Annotated in this window: 8 protein-coding genes and 1 pseudogene; 8 read left to right on the top strand and 1 reads right to left on the bottom strand. The window is 72.5% G+C overall.

Annotated features, from left to right (window positions below):
• Positions 1-118: 118 nt before the first annotated feature.
• The 4 genes from ACRX5S_RS26585 to ACRX5S_RS26570 are packed head-to-tail and all read left to right on the top strand — an operon-like array spanning position 119 to position 6316.
• Entirely contained in the window at positions 119-2182 is a 2064-nt protein-coding gene (locus ACRX5S_RS26585; protein ID WP_436775631.1) for a hypothetical protein, read from the top strand.
• Positions 2179-3621, top strand: coding sequence for a glycosyltransferase 87 family protein (locus tag ACRX5S_RS26580; protein WP_436775630.1), 1443 nt, complete (start codon positions 2179-2181; stop codon positions 3619-3621). Before ACRX5S_RS26585 ends, ACRX5S_RS26580 begins: the two co-directional genes overlap by 4 nt.
• A 57-nt stretch (positions 3622-3678) precedes the next feature.
• Complete coding sequence (locus tag ACRX5S_RS26575) at positions 3679-4341, top strand: GtrA family protein (protein ID WP_436775629.1); 663 nt, start codon at positions 3679-3681, stop codon at positions 4339-4341.
• Between the two features lie 49 nt (positions 4342-4390).
• Positions 4391-6316, top strand: a complete 1926-nt coding sequence (locus tag ACRX5S_RS26570) for a TIGR03960 family B12-binding radical SAM protein (protein ID WP_436775628.1) — start codon at positions 4391-4393, stop codon at positions 6314-6316.
• A gap of 18 nt (positions 6317-6334) precedes the next feature.
• Here the strand turns inward: ACRX5S_RS26570 and ACRX5S_RS26565 are convergent, their stop codons facing one another.
• The gene (locus tag ACRX5S_RS26565) at positions 6335-6730 is read right to left on the bottom strand and encodes a PPOX class F420-dependent oxidoreductase (protein ID WP_436775627.1); all 396 of its coding nucleotides are present in this window, start codon (positions 6728-6730) and stop codon (positions 6335-6337) included.
• A gap of 102 nt (positions 6731-6832) precedes the next feature.
• Here ACRX5S_RS26565 and ACRX5S_RS26560 point away from each other — a divergent pair, with 102 nt between their 5' ends.
• The 4 genes and pseudogenes from ACRX5S_RS26560 to ACRX5S_RS26545 form a co-directional block, all read left to right on the top strand.
• Positions 6833-7216 carry a winged helix-turn-helix transcriptional regulator gene (locus ACRX5S_RS26560; protein WP_436775626.1) on the top strand — a complete coding sequence of 128 codons (384 nt, stop codon included), beginning with the start codon at positions 6833-6835 and terminating at the stop codon, positions 7214-7216.
• 147 nt (positions 7217-7363) lie between these two features.
• On the top strand, positions 7364-8887 hold the full coding sequence (locus ACRX5S_RS26555) for a hypothetical protein (protein ID WP_436775625.1): 1524 nt from the start codon (positions 7364-7366) through the stop codon (positions 8885-8887).
• A 98-nt stretch (positions 8888-8985) separates the two neighbouring features.
• Complete coding sequence (locus ACRX5S_RS26550) at positions 8986-9846, top strand: TIGR03936 family radical SAM-associated protein (protein WP_436775624.1); 861 nt, start codon at positions 8986-8988, stop codon at positions 9844-9846.
• A 183-nt stretch (positions 9847-10029) separates the two neighbouring features.
• A pseudogene (locus ACRX5S_RS26545) lies at positions 10030-11006 on the top strand (hypothetical protein); the annotation flags it as partial.

Raw genomic sequence — 11006 nt, 5'->3', positions numbered from 1 at the left:
GGGGCGGAGACGATCCGCACCCGGCGCCCGCAGTGCCACTGAACCGCCGCGCGCCCGGGAACCGCATCCCAGCCCCGGAGTTCCGTGGCGCGCGCTTCGGGGCGCGAAAAGGTCAATCGTGTACTCACCGTTATTCCTCGCCTTCGCTCCGGCCACCCTCTGCCTGGTCGCGGCGGCCGTGCTGGGGGCCGTCGGGATCGGCGCCCGGCGCTTCTCGGACCTGGCCACGGTCACCGTGTCGCTCGGCCTGCTGGAGCTGACGTGGCTGGTCAAACTGCTGCTGCTGGTCGGCTGGTTCCGCCCGTTCGGGGCGTTCGCGGGGGCGGTCGCCGTGCTGGCGGCGACGATCGCGCTCGGCGCGGCGCTGCCGGGACCCCGGGCGCGGCTGCTCGCGGCGTACGACGCGCTCCGGCTGTGGCGGCCCCGGAAGGCCGGGGCTTCCGAGCCGGTCCGGGACCCGTTCACTCTGACGGCCGCCGCGCTGCTCGCGGTGGCCGTCCTCGTGTACGCGCGGTCGCTCGTCCTCGCGCTGCGGCTGCCGCCCCGCGACATCGACAGCCTCTGGTACCACCTGGTCGCGGTCGCGGCGTGGGTGCGGACGGGGGAGATGGCCCCGGCGATCGAGAACGCCTCGAAGGCGGGCGACCTGGGGTGGACGATCGCGGCGGACACCTATCCGCGCGACACCGAGACCGTCAGCGCGTGGCTGTCGGTGTTCACGCACGACACGGCGCTGGTCGGGCTGACCCAGTTGCCGTTCGTGGCGCTGCTGTTCGCGGCGACGTACGGCATCTGCCGCCGCTTCCACGCCACGCGCGGGCCGGCGCTGAGCGCCGCGGCGCTGGTGGTGCTGGCGCCGACGGTGGTGAGCCAGTCGTACATGGCGTACAACGACATCGCACGGGCAGGCGTGGCGGTGGCGGTGTGGCACGCGCTGCTGATGGCGTACCCCGAGGCGGAGGACCGGGCGCCGGGGCTCGCGCCGCGCACCGCCCTGCTGCTGACCGGCGCGCTGCTGGCGCTCGGCATGGGGGTCAAGGCGGCGAACGGCTACCTGATCCCGGCGGCGCTGGTGGCCGGGCTGGTGCTGCGCCGCTTCGCCGACCCCGGGACGCGCCCGGGACGCGTCGCGGGCATGGCGTGGGTGCTCGGACCCGCGGTGCTGCTCGGGTCGTTCTGGTACCTGCGCACGTGGCTGCGCTGGGGTTCGCCGACGTGGCCGATCGCGGTCGGGCCGTTCGACGGGCCCGCGACCATGGACGGCCTCCTCGAACAGGCCCGTCCCGCCGAATGGCGCGGCGAGCCCATGCCGCTGGTGGTGCTGCGCTCGTGGTGGTCGGCCCTCGGGCATGTCGGCGACCAGCACTGGTACGTGCAGTGGACGGGCCAACTCGGGCTCGTGTGGCTGCTCGTGCTGCTCCCGGCGGCGGCGCTGCTCGTGGTGCGCGCGCTGGTGCGGAGACGGCACACGCGCGCGGCCTTCGGCGTGGTGCTGCCGCTCGCGCTGGGCACGCTGGCGGCGCCCGGGCAGTGGTATTCGCGGTACACGATGCCGCTGCTGGCGGCCGGTGCGCTCGCCCTGGCGGTGGTGGCGCGGTCCGCGGTGCGCCGACTGCCGGCGCGCGGCACGGTGTTCCTGGTCCCGGTGGCGACCGCGCTGGTGCTGGCGGTGGCCTGCGCGAGCCTGACGGGCCAGTTGCGGTACTCGACGTTCCAGGCGATGGAGGACCCGAAGCAGCGCGACTACCGGGCGCTGGCCGAGGTGTTGGGCAGGTCGGAGAAGCAGCGGTCGCTGGAGGGCGTGTGGGGGACGTACCGCAAGGTCGACCTGCTGCCGCCGGGGACGCGTATCGCCTTCTGCGCGGAGGACACGCCGCAGTACTGGCTGCCTCTGGTGCTGATCGGCCGCGACTACGACCGCGTGTTGGTGGATTTGGGGGAGTGCCGGACGGCGTCGCGCGTGCCGGTGCTGATGAAGCGGCTCGGAGCGGAGTATCTGTACACGACGCCGAACAGCGCCATCGGGTCGGCGGTGCGCAGGAGTACGGACCAGACGGGGCTGGCGTATATGCAGCTCACGCGGCCGGGGGCGTTGGCGGGGCGGTATCTGCAAATGTTCACGCTGCGGCCGGTTCCTCCGGTGGCTGTCGCGGGCGGGCCGATGGCGGTGGGGCGGCCGTGAGCGCGCTGGGCAGGGGCTGGGGGCGCGGGCACTCGGGGCTCAGGGACTCGGACCACGGGGACTCGGGGCTCAAGGACTCGGGGCTCAAGGACTCGGGGCTCAAGGACTCGGGGCTTTTGGCGGGGCGGATCGTGCTGGGGGTGTGTGCGGCGGCGTACGCGCTGTCGCTCGGCGCGTGGGTGTGGCTGGTCCGTGCCCATCCCGACACCCAGTGGCTGATGCTCGACCTGGCGACGATGCACGACGCGGCGGCGTCGCTGCGGCACGGCCAGGACCGCGCGTACACCGAGGTGTTCGGGCCGTTCCCGGGCCCGTTCATCTACCCGCCCATCGCCGCGCTCGTGTTCTACGTGGCGCTGCCGCTCGGCATGACCGGCCTCAAGATCGCGATGGCGGCGCTGAGCCACGCGGCGGTGCTCGCGGCGGTGTGGATCTCGCTCGGGATGCTGGGCCGTCGGCGCGGCAGCGGTCGGGTGGCCGCCACGCTCGGCCTGTCGGCCGTGGCGCTGTGGCTCGAACCCGTGCACAAGACCCTGATGTTCGGGCAGGTCGGGCTGCTCTTGATGGTGCTGGTGCTGGCAGACTGCGCGCTTCCGGACCGCAGCCGTCTCAAGGGCGCGGGGATCGGCCTGGCGACCGGGCTCAAGCTGACGCCGGGGCTGTTCGTCGTGTATCTACTGCTCACCCGGCGTTTCCGGGCGGCGGCCACGGCGGCGGCCGTCACCGCCGCGACGATGGTGGTCGGCTGGGCGGCGATTCCGCGAGCGGCCCGGCAGTACTGGTTCGACTCGATGTGGGTCGGTGACGACATCAACGGGGTCATCACGCTCGCGCACGCCATCAACCAGTCACTCAAGGGCGTCACCATGCGGGTGTTCGAGACGGGCGCGGCAGGGCAGGCGGCATGGCTCGCCGGTGCGGTCGTCGCCGCGGTGGGCGGCATGGCGGCCGCGCGGGAGGCGTCGGTACGCGGGCTCGAACTGCTGGGCGTGGTCCTGTGCGCCGGGGTCACATTGTTCGTGAGTCCGATCTCGTGGCAGCACCACTGGGTGTGGGCGGTTCCGGTGCTCGTGCTCGCGGCGGACCTGGCGTGGCGGCGGCGCGACCGGGTCCTTGCCGTCGGGGCGGCACTGTACGCGGGCCTCATCGCGGCCTGGCCGATGCGGCTGGACTGGTACGGCCACTGGGACGCGTCGTTTCCGCTGGAGCCGTACGGGCTCATCTGGCTCGGGCCGCACGAGGGCGGCCGCGAGTTCCGGTGGAACGCGTGGCAGTTCGTGGTCGGGAACAGCCTGTTCGCGGTGCACGCGGCGCTGGCCGTGGCGGTGTGCGGGTACTTGTGGTCCACGCGTACACGTCGACGTATGCGGACCCGGGCGGCCGCGGTGCCGGTTGCGCGCCGGGCTCGGAGAGTGCCGTACGGCCTCGCGCGTCGTTGACCTCAGGGATGAGGGCCCACCGCGCCCCTCGGCCCCGAGCGATAGGCACCGACCGCCGTGCAGAATCCGACCGCCGTGCAGAACCTGCGCCTCCGGCGCCTCACCGCGCATCCGATGTTCCCCGAACTGGCCAAATTCGCGGTCGTCGGAGGATCCGCGTATCTGACCGACTTGATCTTCTTCAATCTTCTGCGCACGCAGACGGGGTACGGGCCGCTCACCGCGAAGGCGCTCTCGCTGGTGGCGTCGATCGTGGTCGGCTTCGTCGGCAACCGGTACTGGACGTACCGCGAGCGGGCGGGCGACGGGGGAGCGCGCGAAGTCACCAGGCAGGGGCTGGCCTTTGTCGCGGTGACGCAGGTCGGGAACCTGATCCAGATGGCGTTCCTGGCGTTCTCGCACTATGTGCTCGGTCTGACGTCGCTGCTGGCGGACAACGTGTTCGGCAACGTGATCGGGATGGGAGTGGCGACGGTGTTCCGGTTCTGGGGGTACCGCACGTGGGTGTTCCGGGCGGACAAGGTCGGGGAGACGTGTGTGGGGACGGGTGTGGAGGCGGGTGGCGATTCGGCTGTGGAGGTGGGTGGCGAGGCGGTGCCCGCCACCGCGCCCGCTGTCCCGTCCTCCGCGATCTCCGTGACCGTCCCGTCGCCCGGCGGCCCCGTCGACTCCGTCGGCCCGGTCGGCGACGAAATCCTGGAAGCCTCCGGCAGGCGTTAAGCTGGGAGGCTGTTCCCCTCTCTCACCCGCCCCCGCCGGAGGCTGCGCCATGCCCGTCGAGTCGGTGTTCCCGCGCCTGGAGCCGCTGCTGCCCCGTGTGCAGAAGCCCATCCAGTACGTCGGAGGGGAGCTGAACTCGACCGTCAAGGACTGGGACGCCGCCTCGGTGCGCTGGGCGCTCATGTACCCGGACGCGTACGAGGTCGGTCTGCCCAACCAGGGCGTCATGATCCTCTACGAGGTGCTGAACGAGGTCGCGGACGTGCTCGCCGAGCGCACGTACGCGGTGTGGCCGGACATGGAGAAGCTCATGCGCGAGCACTCCGTCCCGCAGTTCACCGTGGACGCGCACCGCCCGGTCGGCGCGTTCGACGTCTTCGGGATCAGCTTCTCGACCGAGCTCGGCTACACCAACCTCCTCAACGCCCTCGACCTGGCCGGCATCCCGCTGGAGGCGAAGGACCGCACCGAGGACCACCCCATCGTGCTGATCGGCGGGCACGCGTCCTTCAACCCCGAGCCGATCGCGGACTTCATCGACGCCGCGGTGGTCGGTGACGGCGAGCAGGCGGTGCTCCAGATCACCGAGGTGATCCGGGCCTGGAAGGCCGAGGGCTCGCCGGGCGGGCGCGACGAACTGCTCTTCCGCCTGGCCGTCACCGGCGGCGTGTACGTCCCGCGCTTCTACGACGTCGACTACCTGGACGACGGCCGAATCCAGCGCGTCGCGCCGAACCGCTCGGGCGTGCCGTGGCGCGTGTCGAAGCACACCGTCATGGACCTCGACGAGTGGCCGTACCCCAAGCAGCCGCTCGTGCCGCTGGCCGAGACCGTGCACGAGCGCATGTCGGTCGAGATCTTCCGCGGCTGCACCCGCGGCTGCCGGTTCTGCCAGGCGGGCATGATCACCCGTCCGGTGCGCGAGCGCAGCATCACCGGCATCGGCGAGATGGTGGAGAAGGGCCTCAAGGCGACCGGCTTCGAGGAGGTCGGCCTTCTGTCCCTCTCCTCCGCCGACCACACCGAGATCGCCGAGGTCTCCAAGGGCCTCGCGGACCGGTACGAAGAGGACAAGATCGGCCTGTCGCTGCCGTCCACCCGCGTGGACGCGTTCAACATCGACCTCGCCAACGAGCTGACCCGCAACGGCCGCCGCAGCGGTCTGACCTTCGCCCCCGAGGGCGGCAGCGAGCGGCTGCGCAAGGTCATCAACAAGATGGTCAGCGAAGAGGACCTGATCCGCACGGTCGCCACCGCGTACGGCAACGGCTGGCGCCAGGTGAAGCTGTACTTCATGTGCGGCCTGCCGACCGAGACCGACGAGGACGTCCTGCAAATCGCCGAGATGGCCAAGAAGGTCATCGCCAAGGGCCGCGAGGTCTCCGGCAACCGCGACATCCGCTGCACCGTCTCGATCGGCGGCTTCGTCCCGAAGCCGCACACCCCCTTCCAGTGGGCCCCGCAGCTCGACCACGCGACCACCGACGCGCGCCTCCAGAAGCTCCGTGACGCGATCCGCGCCGACCGCCAGTACGGCAAGTCCATCGGCTTCCGCTACCACGACGGCAAGCCGGGCATCGTCGAGGGCCTCCTGTCCCGCGGCGACCGCCGCGTCGGCAAGATCATCCGCGCGGTCTGGGAGGACGGCGGCCGCTTCGACGGCTGGAGCGAGCACTTCAGTTACGAACGCTGGATGCGCAGCGCCGACAAGGCCCTCGCCGACGACCCCGTCGACGTCGACTGGTACACCACCCGCGAACGCGACTGGAACGAGGTCCTCCCCTGGGACCACCTCGACTCCGGCCTCGACAAGGACTGGCTCTGGGAGGACTGGCAGGACGCCCTCGATGAAGTCGAGGTCGACGACTGCCGCTGGACCCCCTGCTTCGACTGCGGCGTCTGCCCGCAGATGGACACCGAGATCCAGATCGGCCCCACCGGAAAGAAGCTCCTCCCGCTGTCCGTCGTGAAATAGCGCGGGAGCGGGTCCCGGTCAGACGGAGAAGCTGTTCACCCGGGTCGGCGTCACACGGACGATCACGCGGGTGATCTCGTCGGGCTCCGGTGGCGGGGCCTCGCCGAGGTACCTGAGCGAGAGCGCGAGCGGAAGCTCCTTCGCCGGGTCGGGGACAATCTCGGCGGTGCCCCGGAGCTCGATCGAGTGGTACGGGTTGTCCAAGGCGAAGACGGCGATGCTGACACGGGGGTCACGACGCAGGTTGCGCACCTTGGCGCGGCCTTCGGTGGCCGAGAACACCACCGTGTCGCCGTCACGCTGGTACCAGACCACCGAAGCCTGGGGTCCGCCGTCGGCGTTGAGCGTCGCCACGGTGGCGAAGTTCTTGCCGTCGAGCAGCTTGCGCGTCGACTCGTCGAGCGTCGTGGACATCGTTACTCCTGCGTTCGTCGGTGCGATCCGCGCCCTTTGGGGCACCTCTTGTCACGGCCCCATGCTGGGTGACCATGGGGGCCCGCGGAAGGAGGCACTTTCATGTCACAGCGGAACATCTGTGTAACGGAGCCGGCCGAGGTGACTCAGGCCTGCCGGGTGCTCGACGTGCTCAATCGGGTGAGCGGCAAGTGGAGCATCAGCATCCTCATGGAGGCGCACCACGGTCCTGTGCGCTTCACCGAGTTGGAGCGGGCGATCCCCGGCGTCAGTCGCCGGATGCTCACCCTGACATTGCGCGGCCTGGAACGCGACGGTCTGCTGACGCGCACGGTGTATCCGACGGTGCCGCCGAAGGTGGAGTACGAGGCGACCGACATGGCCCGGGAGTTGTACGAGTACCTCTCGGGACTCATCGCGTGGGCCGAGCGGCACGAGTCGGCCGTGGCGACGTCGCGGGAGGCGTACGACCACGCGTCCGACTGATCCGAGCGGCCGCGGGGGCGTGTACGGCCGGAGTGATTGGGTGTTTGGCATGGTTCGTCTGTCGTGTACCGTTCCGCGGGTTGCGCGGAACCGCGCGTCCGACCGGCACGTCCTGAGGGGGTGTCAAGGCTTTCGGGGGGAGGGCGTATGACACAGGGAGAGTCCGGTCCGGGACCGCTCGGTGACGGGCGGGCGGAAGACGGCGGGCCGCCTCGGGTTGTGCTCGGAAAGGACGAGCGTCCCCACGAGGTGACGGGTGCGGATGTACCCGGGGCGCGGCGGTCGCCGGACGTCGATCTCGCCAAGCCGGGCGACGGCGCGCCGGATGTGTCCGCGACCACGGAGCCGGTGGCCGAGCACGCCCCGCCGAAGGCACCCGGGTGGTTGTTGTGGCCGCTTCGGGTGATCGCGTTCGTCGTTGTCGTGCCGTTCCAGGTGGTACGCGGGGCGGTGCTGGCGGTCTGGGGCGGTGTCAAGGCGTTCGGCCGGGCGCTCGCGGGGCCGCTCAAGGCGGTTTGGCGGGTGATCGCGTGGCCGTTCGTGCATTTGGGGCAGGCACTGCGCTGGTGCGGGCGCATGATCGCCTGGCCGTTTCGGCAGTTGTGGCGCGGGCTTGTGTGGGTGTGCCGGCAACTGGGCGCGGGGCTTCGCGCGTTCGGGCGGGGACTGCGGTGGCTCGGGGGCGTGCTGGCGTGGCCGTTCGTGTGGTTGTGGCGGGGGCTGGTGTGGTTCGGCGGGTGGCTCGGGCGCGGGCTGGTTCTGCTGGGTAGGGCGCTGATCTGGCCGTTCGTGCAGATCGGGCGAGGGTTGTTGTGGCTGGGTCCGTGGTTGGGGCGCGGATTCGCGTGGCTCCTTGCGGTGCTGGCCTGGCCCTTCATCAAGATCTGGGCGGGGTTGCGGTGGCTCGGGCCTTGGTTGGGCTCGGTGCTCCGGGTGCTCGGCGCGGCGGTGGCGTGGCCGTTTCGGCAGGCGTGGCGCGGCCTGTGTGCGCTCGGGCGGGGGCTGCGCCTCGTCGGGCGCACGGCATTGGACTGGGTGGGCCGCGCATTCGTGTGGATCGGACGCGCGTTCGTGTGGCTGGGACGCGCGCTGGTCTGGCCGTTCGTGCAACTGTGGCGCGGGCTGTGCTGGGTCGGACGCGGGTTGCGGGTGCCGCTGGCGTGGGCCGTCGGGGCGACGGCGACGGCCGGGCGGTGGATGGTCGCGGTGGTCGTCTGGCCGTTCCGCCAACTCGGGCGCGGGGTGCGCAAGGGCGGCGGCAAACTCGGGCGCGCGCTCAAGAGCGCGTTCGTGTGGGCGGGCGATCGCGCGATGCGCGTCCTGCGCTGGTTGTGGCGCGTGGTCTCGTGGCCGTTCAAGGCCACGTGGCGGTACGTCGTCCTCCCGGTCGGCCGCGCGACGCGCGACGCGGGCCGGTGGGCCGGACGCGTGGCGGTCAAGCTGTGGCGCGTGCTGGCCTGGCCGTTCGTCGCCACGTACCGCGCGGTGCTCGCCCCGATCGGCCGTGGCGTGAAGTCGGCGGCAGGAGGCCTGGGCCGCGCAGTGCGCTCGGCCGGACGGGCGACGCGGCAGGCCGCCGCCGACACGCGGGCCGCGATCCGCGAGGCCCGCAAGAGCGTCGGCCAGACCGTTCGGGACGTCGCCCGCTCGCTGCGCGGCGGCGGCCGGTGACGGCGGGGTCCGGCCGCGGCCGCGCTCCCCGTACTCTGGAGCCCAGAGTTCATCCCCGAATCGCACTACTTGAGGACTGAGCAGCCCTGGCACGCCGAATGCCCGAAGGACCGCCGCCCGCTCCGGCCGTCCAGAAACTGCGCCTGCGCTACGCCAAGCGCGGCCGCCTGCGGTTCACCAGCCACCGGGACTTCCAGCGCGCTTTCGAGCGGGCGCTGCGCCGCGCCGAGGTGCCGATGGCCTACTCCGCCGGCTTCACGCCGCACCCCAAGGTGTCGTACGCGGGTGCCGCGCCGACCGGCGTGGCCAGCGAGGCGGAGTACCTGGAGATCTCGGTCGCGCGGCGCTGCGAGCCGGACGGCCTGCGGGCGCTCCTCGACTCCTCGCTGCCGCCCGGACTGGACGTGCTGGAGGTCGTGGAGGCGGCCCCCGGCAACCTCGCCGAACGGCTCCAGGCCTCGGTGTGGGAGATCCGGCTGCCCGAGGTCGAGCCGGAGACGGCGCGCAAGGCGGTCGAGGTGTTCCTGGCCGCCGAGTCGGTCGAGGTCGAGCGCATGACCAAGAACGGCATGCGGGCCTTCGACGCGCGCGCCGCGGTGGCCGCGCTGCACGCGGGCGGGACGTCCGACGGGGCGGTCGCGGTGGGTGAGACGGACGCGGCGGACGCGTCTCAGGCGCCCCGTGCGTCCGATGGTGAGATTGACGCAGGTCACCAGGGTGTCGATGGGAGCGGCGACCGACCCTGTGCGATACTGCGACTGGTTGTACGGCACACCACACCCGCCGTCCGACCCGACGACGTTCTGTCCGGTCTTCGCCTGGTCGCCGACCTCGCGCCGCCCGTTCCCGCCGCGGTGACCCGCTTGGCGCAGGGGCCGCTCGACACCGCGACCGGCGCGGTGACCGATCCGCTCGCGCCCGAGCATGCGGTGACCTCGACGGGGAACGAGGAGCTGTAGACACGGCGCGGAGCCGAAGCCACGGACCGCCGTCGACGCCTCGGCCCGGAACTCCCGGTGCCGGAAGCGCATTCCGACAGACTTTCGTCGGCCCTGCCAGGTGCGGGGGCGGCGAGCGAGAGACGAGCTTCTGTGCGGCGCCCTCCTTGGAGCGCCCGGAAGCGTGACGGGAGACAGACCCGCATGCTCGACAACGAGCCGAACGGTGCGGCGTCCGACGACGCCCAGCCGCACGACACCGCCACATCCAACGACGCCGCGACCACCTCGGACACGGGTGCCCAGGCACCCTCGGCCGACCCCGCGGAAGCCCCCGCGGCCCCCGCACGGCGCCGCCGTCGGGCCGCGAGCCGACCCGCCGGGCCGCCGAAGCCCGTTTCCGAGGCGGAGAACACGACCACCGACGACACCACCGACATCAACACCAACACCGACGAAGCGACCGCCGACAGTGTGAGCGCTGGCGCGGCCGATGCCGCGACCGGGAACGCCGCCGAGGTCGCACCGGCCATAGCTGCGGTCGCGGACACCGCCACCGAGGAGCTCATGGCGGAGGAAGAGGACGAGGACGCGGCCGAGGCCACCGAGGCCGCGCCCGAGCCGGAGCCCGCGCCGCGCCGGACCCGCCGTACCCGCAAGCGCGTGGCGGCCGAGCCGGAGCCCGCGGAGGCGACCGTCGAGGACGCGCCGCAGCCCGAGGCCACCACCCCCGAGGCCACCACCCCCGAGGCCCCCGCGGTCGTGGACGCCGAGCCCGCCCCGCGCCGGACGCGCCGTACCCGCAAGCGGGTGGCGGCGGAGCCGGAGCCCGCGGAGCCCACGGAGGCAGCCGAGCCCGCCCCGGTCGAGCCCGCCGCCGCGGACACGCCGGAGCCCGCCGCCGAGAGCGCACCCGAGCCGGAGCCCGAAGCCCCGCCCGCCCGCGCCCGCCGTGCCGCCCCCGCCGTCTTCCAGCCGCTGTTCCAGGCCCCGGAGGCGCAGGCGCCGCGTTCCGCCACCGCGCCGCCCGCGGCCGCCGCGCAGGACGACCACAGCGACCACGACGAGGCCGAGGAACCGGCCGACGAGCCGCGCACCCGGCGCCGCCGCACCCGCCGCAACCCGGCGGCCGAGGCCGCCGCGAGCATCCCCGGCGTGAACGTCGCCGGTCCGGGGGGGGG

It is taken from the genome of Yinghuangia sp. YIM S09857 (genome assembly GCF_051388915.1).
Lineage (GTDB): Bacteria > Actinomycetota > Actinomycetes > Streptomycetales > Streptomycetaceae > Yinghuangia.
Note: the sequence above shows the minus strand (reverse complement) of the source record. Positions and strands in the feature narration are given on the sequence as shown.